The following is an 18,307-nucleotide window of genomic DNA, read 5'->3' as shown; positions in this document are numbered from 1 at the left end:
AGGTGCTGAAAGGCAAGTTCTTTGAAATATCGCGTATTAGGTGGTGCGTCACGTACGTCGAGACATTCGCGGATCAAACGAGGCATTCGCTGGCATGGTTAATTGAATCCGGCAGTTATTGTGCTGGTTCGTGAATAGAAAGGATTTTCATGTCCCAGCCCTTGTCGTCTCAATCCGTTCCGCAGCCCGGAGGCCCCCAGCCCCAGCCTGTGCCGCCTCTGGACGCACCTCCATCGCCTCAATGGGTGCCGCAACCTGAAGTGGACGATCCTCCTCAGAATCCCGGCGATGATCTGCCTGTTCAAGACCCACCTCCACACCATTGATCCTCAGAAAAAATGGCTAGCCATTGCAATTCCGAGCATCACGGCAGTTTGCGGCTACGGTGGCTTTTTTCAGGGGAAAAGTGAACAGCAGTTGTGCCCTACTTCAAAGTCATGAGTAAAGCCTTTACCAAAGAAAACGACTCTGCAGCAGAGGACGATAGCGACGATCTCCCGTCGCCCCCACTGCCGCAGGGGAGTAAGAACTACATCACGCCCGCAGGCTACCTACGTTTACGTACGGAACTGCTAAACCTGATGGACAATGAGCGGCCGAAGATCGTAGATATTGTGCATTGGGCGGCCAGCAACGGCGACCGCTCAGAAAATGGGGACTATCTCTACGGCAAGAAACGCTTGCGCGAGATAGACCGGCGCATTCGATTCCTCACCAAGCGATTGGAAATTGCCGAGGTAGTGAACCCTGCCGCGCACGGTGGTAGCGATCAGATTTTCTTCGGCGCGACCGTAACTTATTCAGACGACGAAGGTCAGGAGCGGACGATCACCATTCTTGGAGTGGACGAGGCGGACAACATGCATGCGGAGGTGAGTTGGGTTTCACCAATTGCATGTGCGCTACTCAAGGCCCGAGAAGGTGAGTCCGTTGTGTTGCAAACGCCGGGAGGAATGCGCACCTTGGAGATAATCTCGGTGAGCTACCCCAATACGTCTGCCGCCCCTTCATTGTGAGCATTACGGCGAGATGCGGGCAGCCGAACCTAACCTTGCGGTAAGACCCGAAAAGCCCTGAGTACCGCATGCGTGCGCCGCAGATTGCGCAGCGCTGATTCCATATGCGTTTGATCATGAACTGCCACGATCAGCCGCAAGTCGGTGGTATCCATGGCAACGGCATCGTCCATTTCCACGTGCACGATGTCGGCTTCTGAACTCGCCAGCTCTGCCGCAATGCGCGCAAGTACGCCTTTGCCGTTGGACACCGTGACGACGATACCGGTTTCGAACATGCGTGTCGGCTCATCTGCCCAATCCACAGTGATGAAACGTTCGCTGTCTCGGTGTTGAAGTTTCTTGGCGACGCTGCATGCGCTGTTGTGAACCACCAGGCCCTCGCCCTTGCCCAGGTAGCCCACGATGGGATCACCAGGTACTGGGCGACAGCAATGCGCGTACTGAACGGAGGCGTTCTCACTGCCGTCCAGCGTGACACCACCCTGCGAGAGATTTTCATGTGAACTATAGCGCTCGCGTGTCAGTAGCAACGCGTCAGGCCGGTGTCCGTGTTCCGACATCAAAACGACAAGCCGCTTGGCGACAATGCCCGCAATGCGCCTGCCAAGGCCGATGTCAGTCATCAGTTCCACGCGGCTGCGATTGCCCGTGAAGCGCAGCAATTTTTCCCACAACGCGTGGCTGCTCTGTTCGTCGGGCAGTTGTTCCAGGCCTTCTGCGCGCAAGGCCTGCGTCAGCAGCTTTTCGCCCAGACCGGCGGACTCGGTGTGCGCCAATGTTTTCAGATAGTGGCGGATCTTCGAGCGGGCTCGCCCGGTTCGCACGAAGCCCAGCCACGCTGGATTTGGTGTGGATACAGGCGCGGTAATGATTTCGACCACGTCTCCGTTCTTGAGTTCGGTACGCAGCGGTACCTGCTCATTGTTGATCTTGGCTGCGGTAGTCCGATCACCGACATTGCTGTGGATCGCATAGGCGAAGTCCACCACGGTCGCGCCTCTTGGCAAAGCCATGATCTGACTTTTGGGCGTGAATACATAGACCGCGTCAGGGAAAAGATCCACCTTGACGTGATCCCAGAACTCAGCCGCGTCACGGGTCTCGTTCTGAATGTCCAGCAAGGACTGTAGCCACTTCGTCCCCATGCGCTCAGCAGCCGTGCCTTCGGCGTCTTGGGCCTTGTAGAGCCAATGGGCTGCCACTCCCGCTTCGGCTACGACGTGCATCTCTTCGGTGCGCATCTGGAACTCGATGTTGACGCCAGACGGGCCCACCAAGGTAGTGTGCAGCGATTGATAGCCATTGAGTTTCGCAATGGCAATGTGATCCTTGAAGCGGCCCGGCACCGGCTTGTACATTTGGTGCAGTACACCCAGCGCGGTGTAGCAGTCGGTGACGGACGGCACGATCACTCGAAAGCCGTAGATGTCGGTGACCTGCGCAAAGCTCAGGTGTTTCGAATCCATCTTCTGGTAGATGGCATACAGGGTTTTCTCACGCCCTGCCAGCCGGACCTTCATGTGAATGCGGCAGAAGGCCGCATCAACTTCGGTTTGAACTCTCTGCACGATGTCACGTCTGCGGTTGCGCGCCTTGTTGACGGCTTTGGAGAGCGTGGCATAGCGCCACGGGTGCAGATGCCGGAAAGACAGGTCTTGAAGCTCACGGTAGGTCTGGTTCAGTCCCAGGCGGTGAGCGATGGGTGCGTAGATCTCCAGTGTCTCGGATGAAATGCGGCCCCACTTGCTGCGGGGCATGTCTGACAGGGTGCGCATGTTGTGCGTTCTGTCTGCCAGCTTGACAAGGATGACCCGCACGTCACGTGCCATGGCCAACAGCATCTTGCGAAACGACTCGGCCTGATTCTCTTCGCGAGTATCAAACTGAAGCTTGTCCAGTTTGGTAAGGCCATCCACCAGTTCAGCCACCGGGGCTCCGAAGCGGTCGATCAAGTCGGCCTTGGTCACGCCGCAATCTTCCATTGCATCGTGCAGCAATGCAGCCATCAACGCTTGCGCATCGAGCTTCCACGTCGCGCACTGCGCTGCAACGGCAATGGGATGCGTGATGTAGGGCTCCCCACTGTTGCGCAACTGGCCCAAATGAGCTTCGTCAGCAAAACGGTACGCCTGCCGGATCTGCTCGATGCTGGCCGCATCCAGATAGTCAAGGTTGTCCAGCAGTGCAGCGAAACTTGCAGCTGCCGCATTGGCGGCGGCTGCAGAAGTGCTGGCGCCGCCCTGGCCATTGCCAGGGTGTCCATGGGAAACAGAAGGCTTGTTCAACACCGCAGTCATGCCTTAAATGTAGCCTGCCATCGGCAACCAGACATTCCGCGCAAAAAAAAGCACCGCATCGCGGTGCTTATTGACATTCCGGCCGGTGGCCAGAGCATTGATCAGCCGGGTACTTTTTTCAGCATTTCCAAGCCGACTTTGCCTTCCGCGATTTCGCGCAGCGCCGTCACAGCCGGCTTGTTGCGGCTTTCGATCTTCGGAGCGTGGCCTTGGCTCAACATGCGCGCACGATACGTGGCAGCCAGCACCAGCTGAAAGCGGTTGGGGATCTTCTCAAGACAATCTTCAACAGTGATGCGGGCCATGATGGTTCTCGAAAAAGGAAATCAGGTGATATTGAGCGATTCGAAGGTGTCGGAGCGGGCTCGCCGCTGCGCCGCAAACTTCAAACGCTGGGCATGAACGATTGTTTTCAGATCGAAAAGCGCTCGTTCAAATAACTCGTTGATTATAACGAAGTCGAATTTACAGGCTTGGGCCATCTCACCCGCTGCGTTTTGTAGCCGCATCTCAATGATGTCCGGAGCGTCTTCGCCGCGCCGTTCGAGGCGGGAGCGAAGTTCTTCCCAGCTCGGCGGCAGGATGAAGATCAGCACCGCATTCGCAAAGGCTTCCTTGATCAGAACCGCGCCCTGGAAGTCGATTTCCAGCACCACATCGGCGCCCTCGGCCACGCGCTCTTCGATGGCCTTGCGAGAGGTGCCGTAGCGGCGACCGTGCACGTGGGCCCATTCGACGAATCCGTTGGACGCGACCATGGCATCGAATTCCTGGTCAGACGCGAAAAAGTACTCGCGCCCGTGCTTTTCCTGCCCCCGGGGCGGGCGCGTGGTGTGCGACACCGATGGCTGTACGTGCGAATCGAGTTCGAGCAAGGCTTTGACCAGGCTCGACTTGCCAGCGCCACTCGGGGCCGCCACTACAAAGAGATTTCCGGGATAGTCCATACGGAGTCTGCGCTTGCTGCTATCAAAACTGAAATTATCACTCGATGTTCTGCACCTGCTCGCGCATCTGCTCGATCAGCACTTTCATGTCCACGCTGATGCGTGTCAGTTCCAGTGCGGCCGACTTCGAACCCAGTGTGTTGGCCTCGCGGTGCAATTCCTGAATAAGGAAGTCCAGGCGCTTGCCGATCTCGCCGCCCTTTTTCAGCAGCCGCTCGATTTCATCCAGATGCGATTGCAGCCGTGTGACTTCTTCGGCCACGTCGATGCGGATGGCGAAGGCGGTGGCCTCGGTCAGCGCGCGGTCTCGTGCGGCTTCGGCGTTCACATTGCCTTCAGCCGCGCCGAGCGCTTCGCTCCAGCGCTCCAGAAACCGCTGGCGTTGCTGTTCGACCAGTTGCGGCACCAACGGCACTGCTTGTTGGGACAATGCCCGCAACTGCCCCAGGCGATCCTGCAGCATGGTGGCCAGGCGCTTGCCTTCGCGCTCACGTGCGGCCAGCAACTCTTTCAATGTTTGGTCGGCCAGTGCGGGCACTGCTTGCGCCCAATCTTCCGAAGAACTTGAAATGTTGGAGCAAAGGCGCAGGGCGTCTGCCACGCTGAGCGGTGCTGCCTCAGGCAGCCAGGCTTTCACCGCGTCTTGCAGGCTATTGAGCCGCTGCAGCAGGCGTGGCGCCGGGTCGGGCAGGGTGCCCGCATCAGCGTTTTCAATGAAGGCGCGCACCTCGACCTTGCCCCGCTTGAGCTTGGCGGTCAGCAGGGCGCGCAGGGCCGGTTCCTGGGAGCGAAGCTCGTCGGACAACCGGAACGACAAGTCCAGAAAACGGCTGTTGACGGAGCGGATTTCCAGACCCAGGCGGCGCGTGAGCGCCTCGGATTCGGCGCCCGCCACAGAGGCGCCGTGCTGGGCGCTGGCGTATCCGGTCATGCTGTAAACTGCCATGGGACTTTCGGTGGTTGCTTGCAAAAAAGGCGATTATCCCGGTTCCGTTTCGTGCCCGAGTCTTCTTCGCAGAATATGTCAAAGATCAAGCCGGCACCCTTGCCCCCTGAAACCTCTATTGGCGGATACCGCGTCATCAGGCGCGTGTCTGCCGGCGGCTTTGGCGTGGTCTATCTGGCCACCGACCCCGACGGCCAGCAGGTCGCCATCAAAGAATACCTTCCGTCATCACTGGCCACGCGCGAGCCTGGCGAGTTGCTGCCCAAGGTGCCGCCCGAGAAGCTGTCGCTCTACCGCCTGGGGCTCAAGAGCTTTTTCGAAGAGGGCCGCTCCCTCGCCCAGATTTCGCATGCCTCCGTGGTGAGCGTGCTGAATTTCTTTCGCGAGAACGAAACCGTCTACATGGTGATGAACTACCTGGAGGGTGCCACCCTGCAGGACTTCATCATCACGGCCCGCGATTTGAAGACCCAGAAGGTTTTCCGCGAATCCACCATCCGTTCGCTGTTTGACGAGGTGCTGCGTGGCTTGCGCATCGTGCACCAGCACAAGATGCTGCATCTGGATATCAAACCGGCCAACATCTTCATCACCGACGACAACAAGGCGGTGTTGATCGACTTCGGCGCGGCGCGCGAGGTGCTTTCCAAAGAAGGCAACTTCATTCGCCCTATGTACACGCCCGGCTTCGCGGCGCCCGAGATGTACCGGCGTGATTCGCAGATGGGCCCTTGGACCGACATCTATGCCATCGGCGCCTGCATCTACGCCTGCATGCAGGGTTTTCCGCCGAACGAGGCGCCGCAGCGCACCGACAAGGATCGTCTGGCCCTGTCGCTCACCAAACTGCGCGGCGTCTATTCCGACAATCTGATCGAAGTCGTCGAATGGTGCATGGCGCTCGATCCGCTCTCGCGCCCGCAGTCGGTGTTCGCGCTGCAAAAGGAACTCAGCCGTGAAGGCGAGCGCCGCTATACCAAGCTCAGTATGGGCGAAAAGATGCGCCTGCAGCTCGACACCCTGGTGGCCGACACCAAGAAGAACGTGCAGAAAATGGGCGAGGCGACCCGCATCGGTGGAAAGCCGAAATGAAGTTCTCGGTTTTTCAGATCAGCCGGCGCGGCGGTCGCGAAAAGAACGAGGACCGCATGGGCTATTGCTACACGCGGGAATCGGGCCTGTTCGTGCTGGCCGACGGCATGGGCGGCCATCCCGAAGGCGAAGTCGCCGCGCAGATCGCCATCCAGACGGTATCTGCTCTGTTTCAGCGTGAGGCCAAGCCTGCGCTGGCCGACGTACAGGAATTCCTCTCGTCAGCCTTGCTGGCCGCACACCACCAGGTGCTGCGCTATGCCAGCGACCGCGGCATGATCGACACGCCCCGCACCACGCTGGTGGCGGCCGTGGTGCAGGCCGGCCGGGCCTGCTGGATTCACTGCGGCGATTCGCGCCTGTATCTGGTACGCGGTGGCGAATTGCTCACGCGCACGCGCGACCATTCCTATCTTGAGCTGCGCAACGCGCCGGTACCTGCGCTGGAACACGTCAACCGCAATGTGCTGTTCACCTGCCTGGGCTCTCCCACCAAACCGATCTACGACATTGCCGGCCCCATCGTGCTGGAGCAGGGCGACCGCATGCTGCTGTGTTCCGACGGCCTGTGGGGCACGCTGGAAGACGCCGACATCGCGCGCCAGCTCGGGCGCCAGCCCGTTTCCAGCTCGGTGCCCGATCTGGTCGAAGATGCGCTGCGCAAAGCCGGCAGCTCCAGCGACAACGTGACTGTCGTCGCCATGGAATGGGAAACGCCGGACACCTTCGATTCCACGCAGGGCATCAGCACCGACGGCATCAGCGACGACGTGTTCGCCTCCACCATCCAGGGCGGCCCGCCCGACGGCTTTATGGATGATCCAGACGATCTGGACGACGAGGCGATTGAGCGCTCGATTGCGGAGATCAACGAGGCCATCCGGCGCTCGGCTGCACGCAGAGCCTGAAAACCTGTGCGCCTTGCCGTGCGTCTTCAGGAGGCGCGGTGCTCGCCAAGGGCGCGCACGGCAGCGATCCCGTCCTTTTCTCTTTTAAAGATTCCGCTCATGACCACCGCTACACACACTCGCCCCGGCGGCCGCGCCGTCGACCAGTTGCGCCCGGTGCGCATCACGCGCCACTACACCATGCATGCCGAGGGATCGGTACTGATTGAATTCGGCAACACCAAGGTGCTGTGCACCGCCTCGGTGGAAGAGCGCGTACCCTCGCACAAGCGCGGCAGCGGCGAAGGCTGGGTGACGGCGGAATACGGCATGCTGCCGCGCTCCACCCACACCCGCAGCGACCGCGAGGCCGCGCGCGGCAAGCAGAACGGCCGCACACAAGAGATCCAGCGCCTCATCGGCCGCAGCCTGCGCGCGGTGTTCGACCTCAAGGCGCTGGGCGAGCGCACGATTCAGCTGGACTGCGACGTCATCCAGGCCGACGGCGGCACGCGCACGGCCGCCATCACCGGCGCCTGGGTTGCTGCGCAGGACGCAGTCGCCACGCTGATCGCGTCCGGCAAGCTGGCTGTGTCGCCCATCACCGCGCCGCTGGCGGCGATCTCGGTGGGCATCGTGCAGGGGACACCGGTGCTCGATCTGGAGTATGTGGAAGACGTGGCCTGCGACACCGACATGAACGTCGTCATGACCATAAACAAGGATGGGGTGGGCCACTTCGTGGAGGTGCAGGGCACGGCCGAGGGCGCGGCTTTCTCGCGCCAGGAGATGGACCGCCTGCTGGCGCTGGCCGAAAAGGGCGTGGCCGATCTGGTAGTGCTGCAGCAGCAATCGCTATTGAAATAATAGCTACTGACGCTTGATGGTAAAGCGCTAGAGGCCTATTTGACTATGAAACTTGTTCTCGCATCCAACAACCGCGGCAAGCTGGCCGAACTGCAATCCATGCTGGCGCCGCTGGGCGTCGAACTGGTGCGGCAGGCTGACCTCGGCGTAGGCGAGGCGGAAGAGCCCTTCCACACCTTCGTGGAAAACGCCCTGGCCAAGGCCCGCTTTGCCGCGCAGCACACCGGCCTGCCCGCGCTGGCCGACGACGCCGGCCTGTGCGTGCACGCCTTCGGCGGTCTGCCGGGTGTGCAGACGGCGCATTACGCCACGCAGTTCGGCTACGAAAAGGGCGACGACACCAACGTGCGTGCCTTGCTAGAGCAGATGGCCGGTATCGACGACCGCCGTGCCGCCATGGTCAGCACCTTGGTAGCGGTCCGCAGCCCGCAAGACCCGGAGCCACTCATCGCCGTCGGCCGCGTGGCCGGCGAAATCTCGAGCGAGCGTCGCGGCAGCAATGGCTTCGGTTTCGATCCGATCATGTTCATTCCCGAATTCGGCGCCACCTTTGCCGAGTTGCCCGTGGACGTAAAAAATGCCCATAGCCATCGTGGCCGCAGTGCGCAGCAGATGCTGGCGCTGATGCGCGAGCGCTGGTTCTAAGTCGGGGCTTCGCACGTGTCCATTCCCATCATTGCTTCCGAAGGCCCTGTCGCCGAGGGCGAGCCTGCCGCGTTGCAGGGCGTGCTGCACTACATGCGCCCGGGGCTGCTGCAACTGTCCAGCCTGCCGCCGCTGTCGCTGTACGTGCACTTGCCGTGGTGCCTGAAGAAATGCCCGTACTGCGACTTCAATTCGCACGAGGCGCGCGCCGGCGCAGACGCGCTGCCCGAAGAGCGTTATCTCGATGCGCTGATGGCCGACCTGGAGGCCGCGCTGCCGCTGATCTGGGGCCGCACGGTGCACAGCATCTTCATTGGCGGAGGCACGCCCAGCCTGTTCTCGCCACGCTCCATCGACCGGCTGCTGGGCGACCTGCGCGCCCGGCTGCGGCTGGAGGCCAATTGCGAGATCACGCTGGAGGCCAACCCCGGCACCTTCGAAAAAGACCGTTTCCGCGCCTACCGGGCGGCTGGCGTCACACGGCTGTCCGTCGGTGTGCAGAGCTTCGACGACCGCTTTCTGCAGGCGCTGGGCCGCGTGCACGACAGCGCCCAGGCGCTGGCCGCGGTCGAAGAGGCGCGCGACGCGTTCGACACCTTCAATCTCGACATCATGTATGCGCTGCCCGGGCAGACGATGGCCGACTTGGAGCAGGACATGCGCACCGCACTGGCGCTGTCACCGCCGCACATTTCCATCTACCACCTGACCATCGAGCCCAACACCTACTTCGCCAAGTACCCGCCGGCCGTGCCGGAAGACGACCTGGCCTACGCCATGCTCGACCGCATTACCGAGCTGACCGGCGCGGCGGGCATGCAGCGCTACGAGGTGTCCGCCTATGCCCAAAGCGGCCATGCGTGCGTGCACAACACCAACTACTGGCAGTACGGCGACTATCTGGGCATCGGGGCGGGCGCGCACAGCAAGCTGAGCTTCGCGCATCGCATCGTGCGGCAGGTGCGGCTGCGCGATCCGCGCCGCTACATGGACGGTGCGCTGGCGGGCCACGCCATCGCGCAAGATGCGGACGTGCGCCGCACCGACTTGCCATTCGAATACATGCTGAACGCGCTGCGCCTGCGGGAGGGCTTTGCGTTGCAGCAGTTCATGGAACGCACAGGCCTGCCGCAGACTGCCATTGGCCGGGGGTTGGACGAGGCCGAGCGCAAGGGGCTGATTACACGTGAGGCGGGCCATGTGCGGCCCACCGAGCGCGGCTTCGACTTTCTCAGCGATCTGCAGGAGCTGTTTCTCGCAGACTGAGCGGCGCCGCCTGCGCTGGAGTTGTCAGCCGCAGCGCACCGCCACGATGCGGCCAGTGGCATCCACCTCCAGATTCAGCCGCTGGGTGCTGTATTCCTTGGTGATCATCTGGCCCGGCCGCAGCACGCGCGCCATGTTCGCGCCTGACTTGACGCGTGCGTCTTCCACCACCTTGGCCGTGCTGTTCTGGCCCACGAACGACTGCGCAGGCTGCGCGTCGCACAGCCCGCCCACCGGCGCGGTGGATCCACCCAACACGGGCTGGGAACTGGGCGTGCCGAAGGGGCCCGTCGAGGAACAGCCCGCCAACAGGGCCAGCGCGGCGAGGGGGAAAGCCGTGGGTGAAAAACGCATGGAAATCTGCTCCGTGATCATCAGGACAAAGGGGTGACCTTAGCGCAGCGCTTGTCGGCCGCCGTCACCAGTGGTAACGAGCCCGGCGAGGCGGTGAGCCCACCGGCCGCCGCATCACTTCTGTGCGGGTGCTGCCTCCAGCCCCAGCAGCTGGACTTGCGCCACGGCTGCGTTGGCCTCCGAGGTCGACGCGAACGGGCCGGCGCGCACGCGAGTCAGCGTGCGTCCGCTGCTCGATTTGACCTGTGTAGTCGAGGCGGGCAGTCCGGCTTCGCGCAGCATGGCATGCGCCCGGCGTGCGTTGTCAGCGTCGCCGAAGAGGCCGGCATTGATATAGAGCTGGCGGCGCGGCGGCTCGGCCGGCGCGGCGGCGGCGCTGGCCTTGGCACGTGCCGTGCCGACGGCTACGGCGCTGGGGCGTGTTGTTGTGCGGTTCATGGGCTCGCTGCGGCTGGGCCGGGCTGCGGATGACGTGGTAGCTACTGAACTGGCCGGTGCTGTTCGCTCAGCAGCGCCGGGCAGCGGTGCGGCAGCGGGCGCTGGCACCGCCGTCGAACTCGGTGGCAAGGGGGCCGGCGCGCTTGCCATCGTTGCCGCCGATGACAGTGCTTCTGGTGTTTCGTCCGAAGCGGATGATGGAGCTGCCGCAATGGATGTTGAAGTGGGGGCTGCCGCTGTGGCCGCTGCAGACGAGGTTGGCGCTGCGGGTACCGGAGTTTGCTGGCTTGCCACACCGATTCCCGAGTCCGGTCGGAAGCTGGCGGGAAAAGCCAGCCACAGCGACAGTGCCGCAATCGCCAGTGCCACATGCACGCCCACCACCCAGGCCAGCCGCCGCCGTGGGGGCGCCTGACGTGCCAGCAACTCGGCGGCCTGGGGCAGGTTGGCCGAAGCCGACAGCGCACGTGTGATCTTCTTGCGCACTTCCGCGTGCATCGCCGCGTCGCCATACAGGCCGGGCAATACGCAGGCTGCACCAAAGAATGCCAGCGCCACTCCACCCAGAATGGGCAGTGGCAAAGCCAGCCACTGATGGCCCAGCGCGAACAGCAGCAGCGCCACGCCTTCCAGAGCGGCCACATAGACCAGGGCTGGCGCCCATAACTGCCGAAACACCATCCAGCCCAGCGTGAAGAAAGCCGCTGCGGCGTTCCATCCCGGCAAGGTGCGGCCCGCGTCGTCCTGACGCTGGAAGAAGACCAGATAGCGCTCTGCGTGCTGCGAGCCGAGCGCAGCACGGTACAGCGTCGGCATGGCGACGTTTTCAGGGGGGCGCGGCGCCTGCACTGCGGCGGCCTGGGCCACGTAGGCGGTATGGGCTTGCATGGCCTAAATTCTGGCATGCGGCCGCCCGCTGCGGGCAGGTTTCGCCTGGCTTGCGATTTCTTGTCCCGGCCCAGACACGGTCGCCATCTTTAGTTCAGTGCGCCTCGCCAAAGTCGAGGCGGCGCAGCCTGTATCAATGCCAAGGAAGATTCGCTGTGCTGCCGCCGCGCGCCAGCCGCTGCGAGCGCAGCAGCGCAATGCACTCCAGCAAGCCTGCCGCCATGCCCATGCAGATGGCGCCGGCAGCGATGAGCCGACGTTTGACCGAGGGTTTGCGGTGAGAAACATAAGTCGCCATGCGGCAGAAGCTTGCACGGCTTTCATGTCAGTTTGAAGTCCGCGGCCAGTGACCCCGCAGCTGCGTAGGCCATGGCATGGAAGGGGCCAACCCGGGCTATTCTGGGTAGGCCTGATGACCATTGCCGCTCTTCTTGTTCTGACCGGTTCGCTAACTTTCTGCCACCCGTGAATGCTCCTTTGTTGCCAGAACTGATTGCGTTGGAACGCATCATCGAGCAGGGGGCGTCGCACTTGCAGGTTCGCATGTTGCGCTCCATCGCTGCGCCGCCGGGGCCGGATCTGCCGCTCTATGCCATTTGCATGGGAAGCGACGCTCCCGACGCACCTGCAGTTGGCTTTTTTGGCGGAGTCCACGGCCTGGAGCGCATTGGCGCTCAGGTCGTCATCGCCTATTTGCAGAACGTGGTGAACCGGCTGCGCTGGGACGGACTTTTGCACCGGCAGCTGGAAGAGGTGCGGCTGGTTTTCATGCCCATCGTCAACCCCGGTGGTATGCGGTGGTCTACGCGCGCCAACCCACATGGCGTGGACTTGATGCGCAACGCCCCCGTTGCTGCCGACGACCGCGTGCCGTTTCTCATCGGTGGGCAACGTATCAGCCCGCGCCTGCCGTGGTTTTGCGGGCAGGCAGGCGCGCCCATGGAAGCGGAAAGCCAGGCCCTTTGCGAGGTGGTGGAAACCGAATTGCTGTCGCGCCAGTTCAGCTTGGCGCTGGATTGCCATTCCGGTTTCGGGCTGACCGATCGGTTGTGGTTTCCGTTCGCCCACACGCGCGAACCTATCAAGCACCTGGGGGAGTTGCATGCGCTGCAGGAAGTCTTCATGCAGGCCTACAGCAACCACCGCTACCTCATCGAGCCGCAAAGCCTGAACTATCTGGCGCACGGTGATCTGTGGGATCACTTGTACATGCGCGCTTGCGAAGAGCCCGGGCGCATCTTTCTGCCGCTGACGCTGGAGATGGGCTCATGGCTCTGGATCAAGAAGAACCCGCTGCAACTCTTCAGCCGTTCTGGCATGTTCAATCCGCTCATCGACCACCGGCAGCAGCGCGTGCTGCGTCAGCATCTGGCCCTGCTGGATTTTCTGCCGCGTGCCGCTTGCGGCTACCGCGAATGGGTTCCTGGTGCCAGCGCGCAGGAAGCACGCCGTGCGGCGGCGTTGGCTGCCTGGTACTGATGCGCCGCACAGTCAGCGGGAACTGCGCGCCATGACATATCGAAGGACCACATGGATCCTGCTTCGAGGGCTCACCAGGGAGGTATCTCACTGGGGCGACTTCCCTGTCAGATTGCATCAGGTGCTGGGTGAGGCAAGTGTGGTATTGCCCATCGATCTCCCTGGAAATGGTTCGCTCAGTCATATGCCGAGCCCGCGCACCGTGCCGCAGATGCTTGATGCGTGCCGGGCGCAAGTGGCGGCGGCGGGCTTGAGGCCGCCATTTCATGTGCTTGCCATGTCGTTGGGCGGGATGGTCGCGGTTGAATGGATGCATCGCTCCCCCGATGAACTTGCGGCATGCGTGCTGCTCAACACCAGCTTGCGGCCCTACAGTCCTTTCTACCATCGACTTCGTCCACGCAGTTATCTGGAGCTTTTGCATCTCGCGCTGGTGTGGGGACAAGCGGCAACGGCGGAAACGTTGATCCACCGCCTGACGAGCAGGAGCGATGATTTTCTGGTGAGCAATGTGTCTCGTTGGGCCGCCATTCGCACCGCGCGGCCGGTTTCCCGAGCCAACGCGCTGCGGCAACTTGTTGCCGCAGCGCGTTATCACCCGGCATCCAAAACACCAGCCGTGCCGGTTCTACTGCTCAGCGGCCAAAGAGACGGCTTGGTGAATTCACGGTGCTCTGCAGCCATCGCGTCCGCATGGTCGTGCGCCGCTGAAAAACACCCTGCTGCCGGACATGACTTGCCGTTGGATGCGCCCGAATGGGTGGTGACCAGAATCAGCCAGTGGCTGTCGGCCTTGGACTCAACCGCGTTGGTGTGCGGCAATGAATTCACCCGCCTGCCGTAGTGATGCAAGTGCCTCATCGAGTGCAGGAGCAAACAGCTGCCAGCAGTGAACCATGCCCTCCCATACCGTGCAATCCACCTCGACGCCTGCCGCTTTCAGTCGCTCGGCCATGGTCACGGAGTCGTCGCGCAGGCGCTCCAGACTTCCCACCTGCAACTGGACTGGTGGCAGGCCGTGCAACTGCGATCCGTAGAACGGGGTGATGGTGGGTGAGCGCAGATCGCCGCTTCCTGCGTACATGGCATTGAAAAAATCCATCAGCTCACGCGTGATGAACGGGTCATTCACTGTGTGATGCGACTCGCCTGAGGACGCAAGATCAAGCGCTGGGGAGAGCGCCACGATGGCCGCCGGCAAGGGCAAGCCCCCATCGCGTGCGCGCACCGCGGTAGACAGAGCCAGATTCCCGCCGGCAGAGTCGCCTGCCAAGGCTGTCGCTGCGGCGGCATACCCCTTGTCCAGCGCCCACCGATAGGCTGCAAAAGCATCTTCGTGCGCAGCAGGCGCCGCATGTTCGGGCGCTAGGCGATAGTCCACGTTCAGTACACAGGCACCACTGAACTGTGACAGATATGAGCACAACGTTCGATGGGACGCCAGCGAGCCGAATACAAATCCGCCCGCGTGGAAGTAGATGATGAGTCGGCGCGGATCGGCTTGCGGCGTGCTGCACCACTCTGCCGCCATGGTGCCACCGGCCGCATTGGGTATATGAAGCGTCTGGGTGGAGAGTCCGTGTGCCGCAGGCATCTGCGAATTGCTGGCGTCAAACCACGCGCGCAATTGAGCAGGGCTTGCGGCGGGTGGGGGCAGATTTTGCGCAGCCATTTGCAAGATGGCCTGAAGCTGTTGGGCAGACATGGCAGTTCCTTTGTGGCTTGGAACTGCAAAAGACATACCACGCCTCCAACACGGCCTGTTCGTGATCCAAAAATCACGATGCCTTCCGAGGCGGCTTAAGGAGTTTCCCTAGGCAATAAATGCAGCCTTTCAGAGACCTTTATTCATCGCTTGAGTTGTGTTTTCACGCAAGGTGCCGCACACCGATTGATCAAATGAGCAACGCTGAAAGGCGGCCACAGGGTCATGAGCTGGCAGGGCGTACGCCGGGATGAGTCACTGAATCGCAGGGCTGCGAAGAAAGCCGAACGCACGGCACCGGGGTTCTGGAATTTCCGCCCCCTCGTGGAGTGGATCGCGGCCCAGGTCTTCGCGCTCGCGCAGCCCTACGGCATCGAGCCGAAACCGCTCTATCGTCAAGGAATGACGCGCGTGGGATATCACATCGATGAAGTTGCTGCCGCAACTGAAGCCCGAGAAGGGGCGGAGAGAATCCGTTCTGCGGTTAATGCTCTCAGGGCGAAACTGGGCATCGTGAAGGAGGTGGCTCCGACCGCAACGACTTGACTCGCCCAAGGGATCACGAGAGGCTGCGTGGCTATGGAGCCTTGTTCTCGCATAAGGCCGAGAAGTCGGCCCACTCAGTTGACGAATGAAATACGCGGATGCCGAGCAGCGCATGCAACTCGCCGCAGTGCCGCCATATGTCGCCCTTGTCTGAGGTGAGCATTGCGTCGCACCCGGCGTCATGCGCGGAGGCGAGGTGCTGAACGTCTGCCTTGTTGTGAGGCCCGATTACTTTGGCGATTGCGGCATGCATGGGGCTCTCCCCAGTGTCATCCCAGGATGCTCCTTCCAAGTCTGACCAAGAGGCGGCACTGCCTCCCCAGGTCAGCTTAGATGGGTGAGCTGTGTTGTCGATGCGGTTGAGGCGCTGCTCGTAAGGGAAGTGCACGGACTCCGCTAGCCCCTTCGCCCTGAGGCGCTTCAACCCCGGCATCTCGCCGCCCGTGTCCACGTAGACCTTGATCATCAGCGCCTCCTTGGTGCCCACTGATCGTAGGGGGGGTGTTGAATGTCTATGAGACTTGTCCCTGGATGCCCTCATGTTCCGCACGCGCGGAAAAAATCCCACCGCTATGAAAACAATCAAATGCGGATTTCAAAGATTGGACGTCTGCGAGTGAGAGATTGCTGCTAATTTGATAGCTGTCAGCGCTTACCCTATAAGCGCAAGAGGCAGATTTCAACGGCAAATCGATACACCTTCCCCTGCGCAAAAGCTGGCTTTCAATGCGGTTTCAATTCGGGCGCCTGGCCACGCCTTCATGGCTTGAGAGTGAAATTCACCACAGTCAGCGAAACGGGTAGCGCAGCAACCGCAAATGGCAACAGGTAGTCAGTGTTGAGTGCGACGAAAACAAATGCTCGCACGGCCATGCAGCGCTTCAGCCAGCCACTTTCTGGGTCCCGCAGTGAACGCGACATACGTTCCTCCGCTTCATCGGTCCTATGCGAACACAACTCCCAAGATAGCAAACCTCTCCACCAGATGTAGAAAAGGTACTCGCCATCATGAGTATCCACCTCACACCATTTGAAAATCCGCCTGTCCATGGCGGCATGGATGCCGAGCCCGCCTTCCTGTTTCAGGTACTGCCAGTATCGAAGCAGGAAATATCCCCAGAGCACCCATGCACCGAGCAGCAAGCGCTCTGGATGGTCAAACGTGATGCCGGCGCCGAAGATGGACACCTTGCCTTCAAAGGTCGCGCCAGCTAGCTGCACTGCCACCAACGCCAAGCTGATAACAAGCAGATTCCTGCGTTGACGCAGCAGGTCGGCACCCATTGGTTCGCGCGCCTTGCCGGTCACATCGAACCCCTCACCATTGATGGGTAAAACAAAAAAACGCCCCGATAGGCGCTTGTTTGTTGGCATTCTGGCGGAGACTGTGAGATTCGAACTCACGGACGGTTGCCCGTCGGCAGTTTTCAAGACTGCTGGTTTAAACCGCTCACCCAAGTCTCCGGAAAGCAGGTTGGCATTCTAGCCTTTGCCTGTTGCCCCATTTGCGTTTCGCCGCAGGTCAGCGGGTCTGCAGCAGCCCTTTTTGTTCGATGAAGCGCACTACCTCATCGACGCCTTGCAGTGTTTTCAGGTTGGTCATCACAAACGGCTTTGCACCACGCATGCGGCGCGTGTCGGACTCCATCACTTCCAGATTGGCACCAACGTGCGGCGCCAGGTCGGTCTTGTTGATCACGAACAGGTCGCTCTTCGTAATGCCGGGCCCGCCTTTGCGGGGGATTTTTTCACCGGCCGCGACGTCGATGACATAGATGGTCAGGTCAGAGAGTTCGGGGCTGAAGGTGGCGGCCAGGTTGTCGCCGCCGCTCTCGACGAAAACCACGTCAGCATCGGGAAACTGCACCAGCATGCGGTCAATGGCCTCCAGGTTGATGGAGCAGTCTTCGCGAATGGCGGTGTGGGGGCAGCCGCCGGTTTCCACGCCCATGATGCGTTCGGCTGGCAACGCGCCGCTGACGGTCAGTAGGCGCTGGTCTTCCTTGGTGTAGATGTCATTGGTGATGGCAACCAGGTCGTACTCGGCGCGCATCGCCTTGCAGAGCATTTCCAAAATGGTCGTTTTGCCCGAGCCGACGGGGCCGCCGATGCCGACGCGCAGCGGGGGCAGGTGCTTGGTGCGGTTCGGGATGTGATGCAGCGCGGGGGAGGCGGTGGAAGACGAGGTGTTCATGATCGGAAAAGGCGTGAGTACTGGGTTTCATGCTGCGCCGACAGGATGGCGAGCATGGGGGAAAAGGCTTGTCTTTCGGCGTCACCGGTCTGCAGGGCGCAGGCCACCGCCGCAGGCATGGCGGCGGCCAGCCGCGCCAGGATGCGTTGGCCTGCGCTTTGGCCCAGCGGGACGGCTTTCAGTGCCGCTTGCACCATGTTTTCAGCCCAGCCGAAGGTGTAAGCCAGCAGCACGTCGCGCGCGCTGGCTTCGGTGAATGACGCAGCCAGTGCAAAGGCCACGGGGTAGGTGGGAGGCAGCGCCGCCAGCGCCGCGACATCGAGCAGGCGCTGGGCGTCGCAGGCATGCTGGTTGCGCAGCCAGTCGGCAAAGGAGCGGCCCATCTGTTCTGTCTGCAACCGCATTTCGCTGGTTTCTCGCGTATGCAGAACCCAGTCGTTCAAAACGCGAACCCGCGCGTGGTCTGTGTTGCGCCAGGCAGCCAGGGCCTGTTGCAGCACCGCCATGTCGCCTCGCACCTGCGTCAGCTGCAACTGTTCGGTCAGCCAATCGGATGCTGCGCTTTCTGTAGCAACACCCGCACGCTCCACGGCCACTTCCAGTCCTTCCGAGTACGAAAATCCGCCGACGGGCAGGGCCGGCGATGCCAGCCAGATCAGCTGCAGCAGACTGGCCGCAGGCAATGATGTGGCGTCTTCGGTGCACGCGTTGGTGGGCGCAGTCAGTGGTGCCGTCAC

Annotated in this window: 21 protein-coding genes and 1 tRNA gene; 9 read left to right on the top strand and 13 right to left on the bottom strand. The window is 61.7% G+C overall.

Features of this window, described 5'->3' with window-relative positions; genetic code table 11:
* Nucleotides 1–437: 437 nt before the first annotated feature.
* Nucleotides 438–1,016 carry a transcription elongation factor GreB gene (greB, locus tag RQI28_RS18575; RefSeq protein ID WP_311224076.1) on the top strand — a complete coding sequence of 193 codons (579 nt, stop codon included), beginning with the start codon at nucleotides 438–440 and terminating at the stop codon, nucleotides 1,014–1,016.
* A gap of 29 nt (nucleotides 1,017–1,045) precedes the next feature.
* Here the strand turns inward: greB and RQI28_RS18570 are convergent, their stop codons facing one another.
* The 4 genes from RQI28_RS18570 to RQI28_RS18555 form a co-directional block, all read right to left on the bottom strand.
* Nucleotides 1,046–3,316: a bifunctional (p)ppGpp synthetase/guanosine-3',5'-bis(diphosphate) 3'-pyrophosphohydrolase gene (locus RQI28_RS18570; protein WP_311224077.1), complete on the bottom strand. Its 2,271-nt coding sequence runs from the start codon at nucleotides 3,314–3,316 to the stop codon at nucleotides 1,046–1,048.
* A 101-nt stretch (nucleotides 3,317–3,417) separates the two neighbouring features.
* Nucleotides 3,418–3,621: a DNA-directed RNA polymerase subunit omega gene (gene rpoZ / locus RQI28_RS18565; protein ID WP_311224078.1), complete on the bottom strand. Its 204-nt coding sequence runs from the start codon at nucleotides 3,619–3,621 to the stop codon at nucleotides 3,418–3,420.
* Nucleotides 3,622–3,642: 21 nt separating this feature from the next.
* On the bottom strand, nucleotides 3,643–4,263 hold the full coding sequence (gmk, locus tag RQI28_RS18560; protein WP_311224079.1) for a guanylate kinase: 621 nt from the start codon (nucleotides 4,261–4,263) through the stop codon (nucleotides 3,643–3,645).
* A gap of 37 nt (nucleotides 4,264–4,300) precedes the next feature.
* The gene (locus RQI28_RS18555) at nucleotides 4,301–5,209 is read right to left on the bottom strand and encodes a YicC/YloC family endoribonuclease (RefSeq protein WP_311224080.1); all 909 of its coding nucleotides are present in this window, start codon (nucleotides 5,207–5,209) and stop codon (nucleotides 4,301–4,303) included.
* A 75-nt stretch (nucleotides 5,210–5,284) separates the two neighbouring features.
* Here RQI28_RS18555 and RQI28_RS18550 point away from each other — a divergent pair, with 75 nt between their 5' ends.
* From RQI28_RS18550 to hemW, 5 genes are all read left to right on the top strand, one after another.
* Nucleotides 5,285–6,301, top strand: coding sequence for a serine/threonine-protein kinase (locus RQI28_RS18550; RefSeq protein ID WP_311224081.1), 1,017 nt, complete (start codon nucleotides 5,285–5,287; stop codon nucleotides 6,299–6,301).
* On the top strand, nucleotides 6,298–7,209 hold the full coding sequence (locus RQI28_RS18545) for a serine/threonine-protein phosphatase (protein ID WP_311224082.1): 912 nt from the start codon (nucleotides 6,298–6,300) through the stop codon (nucleotides 7,207–7,209). Before RQI28_RS18550 ends, RQI28_RS18545 begins: the two co-directional genes overlap by 4 nt.
* Nucleotides 7,210–7,308: 99 nt before the next feature.
* Nucleotides 7,309–8,055, top strand: a complete 747-nt coding sequence (gene rph, locus RQI28_RS18540; protein WP_311224083.1) for a ribonuclease PH — start codon at nucleotides 7,309–7,311, stop codon at nucleotides 8,053–8,055.
* A 45-nt stretch (nucleotides 8,056–8,100) separates the two neighbouring features.
* The gene (gene rdgB, locus RQI28_RS18535; RefSeq protein WP_311224084.1) at nucleotides 8,101–8,700 is read left to right on the top strand and encodes an RdgB/HAM1 family non-canonical purine NTP pyrophosphatase; all 600 of its coding nucleotides are present in this window, start codon (nucleotides 8,101–8,103) and stop codon (nucleotides 8,698–8,700) included.
* A 21-nt stretch (nucleotides 8,701–8,721) separates the two neighbouring features.
* Nucleotides 8,722–9,966: a radical SAM family heme chaperone HemW gene (gene hemW / locus RQI28_RS18530; protein WP_404976943.1), complete on the top strand. Its 1,245-nt coding sequence runs from the start codon at nucleotides 8,722–8,724 to the stop codon at nucleotides 9,964–9,966.
* A gap of 24 nt (nucleotides 9,967–9,990) precedes the next feature.
* Here hemW and RQI28_RS18525 read toward each other — a convergent pair whose 3' ends face one another.
* The 3 genes from RQI28_RS18525 to RQI28_RS18515 form a co-directional block, all read right to left on the bottom strand.
* Complete coding sequence (locus tag RQI28_RS18525) at nucleotides 9,991–10,320, bottom strand: I78 family peptidase inhibitor (protein ID WP_311224086.1); 330 nt, start codon at nucleotides 10,318–10,320, stop codon at nucleotides 9,991–9,993.
* A 114-nt stretch (nucleotides 10,321–10,434) separates the two neighbouring features.
* Nucleotides 10,435–11,646 (bottom strand): SPOR domain-containing protein, encoded by a 1,212-nt coding sequence (locus RQI28_RS18520; RefSeq protein ID WP_311224087.1) that lies wholly within the window; start codon nucleotides 11,644–11,646, stop codon nucleotides 10,435–10,437.
* A gap of 133 nt (nucleotides 11,647–11,779) precedes the next feature.
* Entirely contained in the window at nucleotides 11,780–11,944 is a 165-nt protein-coding gene (locus RQI28_RS18515) for a hypothetical protein (RefSeq protein ID WP_311224088.1), read from the bottom strand.
* Between the two features lie 158 nt (nucleotides 11,945–12,102).
* Between RQI28_RS18515 and RQI28_RS18510 the strand changes: the two genes are divergently transcribed.
* Together RQI28_RS18510 and RQI28_RS18505 are read left to right on the top strand one after the other, a co-directional pair.
* Nucleotides 12,103–13,125 (top strand): M14 family zinc carboxypeptidase, encoded by a 1,023-nt coding sequence (locus RQI28_RS18510; RefSeq protein ID WP_404976942.1) that lies wholly within the window; start codon nucleotides 12,103–12,105, stop codon nucleotides 13,123–13,125.
* Between the two features lie 31 nt (nucleotides 13,126–13,156).
* Nucleotides 13,157–13,969 carry an alpha/beta hydrolase gene (locus RQI28_RS18505; protein ID WP_311224090.1) on the top strand — a complete coding sequence of 271 codons (813 nt, stop codon included), beginning with the start codon at nucleotides 13,157–13,159 and terminating at the stop codon, nucleotides 13,967–13,969.
* On the opposite strand, the gene RQI28_RS18500 is transcribed toward RQI28_RS18505, so the two are convergent.
* Nucleotides 13,925–14,830, bottom strand: coding sequence for an alpha/beta hydrolase (locus tag RQI28_RS18500; protein WP_311224091.1), 906 nt, complete (start codon nucleotides 14,828–14,830; stop codon nucleotides 13,925–13,927). The two genes, RQI28_RS18505 and RQI28_RS18500, sit on opposite strands and share 45 nt — an antisense overlap.
* Before the next feature lie 204 nt (nucleotides 14,831–15,034).
* Here RQI28_RS18500 and RQI28_RS18495 point away from each other — a divergent pair, with 204 nt between their 5' ends.
* Complete coding sequence (locus tag RQI28_RS18495; RefSeq protein ID WP_311224137.1) at nucleotides 15,035–15,376, top strand: phosphoadenosine phosphosulfate reductase family protein; 342 nt, start codon at nucleotides 15,035–15,037, stop codon at nucleotides 15,374–15,376.
* Between the two features lie 31 nt (nucleotides 15,377–15,407).
* On the opposite strand, the gene RQI28_RS18490 is transcribed toward RQI28_RS18495, so the two are convergent.
* The 5 genes from RQI28_RS18490 to RQI28_RS18470 form a co-directional block, all read right to left on the bottom strand.
* The gene (locus tag RQI28_RS18490; protein ID WP_311224092.1) at nucleotides 15,408–15,842 is read right to left on the bottom strand and encodes a hypothetical protein; all 435 of its coding nucleotides are present in this window, start codon (nucleotides 15,840–15,842) and stop codon (nucleotides 15,408–15,410) included.
* A gap of 293 nt (nucleotides 15,843–16,135) precedes the next feature.
* A complete protein-coding gene (locus RQI28_RS18485; RefSeq protein WP_311224093.1) occupies nucleotides 16,136–16,780 on the bottom strand; it encodes a hypothetical protein in 645 nt (214 codons plus the stop codon).
* Nucleotides 16,753–16,840 (bottom strand) — tRNA-Ser (locus RQI28_RS18480). Before RQI28_RS18480 ends, RQI28_RS18485 begins: the two co-directional genes overlap by 28 nt.
* A gap of 58 nt (nucleotides 16,841–16,898) precedes the next feature.
* Nucleotides 16,899–17,570, bottom strand: coding sequence for an urease accessory protein UreG (gene ureG / locus RQI28_RS18475; RefSeq protein ID WP_311224094.1), 672 nt, complete (start codon nucleotides 17,568–17,570; stop codon nucleotides 16,899–16,901).
* The gene (locus RQI28_RS18470; RefSeq protein ID WP_311224095.1) at nucleotides 17,567–18,307 is read right to left on the bottom strand and encodes an urease accessory UreF family protein; all 741 of its coding nucleotides are present in this window, start codon (nucleotides 18,305–18,307) and stop codon (nucleotides 17,567–17,569) included. Before RQI28_RS18470 ends, ureG begins: the two co-directional genes overlap by 4 nt.

Origin of the sequence: Acidovorax sp. WCS2018Noco2-16, assembly GCF_031843945.1 — a bacterium.
Taxonomy (GTDB): Bacteria; Pseudomonadota; Gammaproteobacteria; order Burkholderiales; family Burkholderiaceae_C; genus Paracidovorax.
The sequence above is the reverse complement of the archived record's forward strand: the minus strand, read 5'-3'. Positions and strand labels throughout refer to the sequence as shown.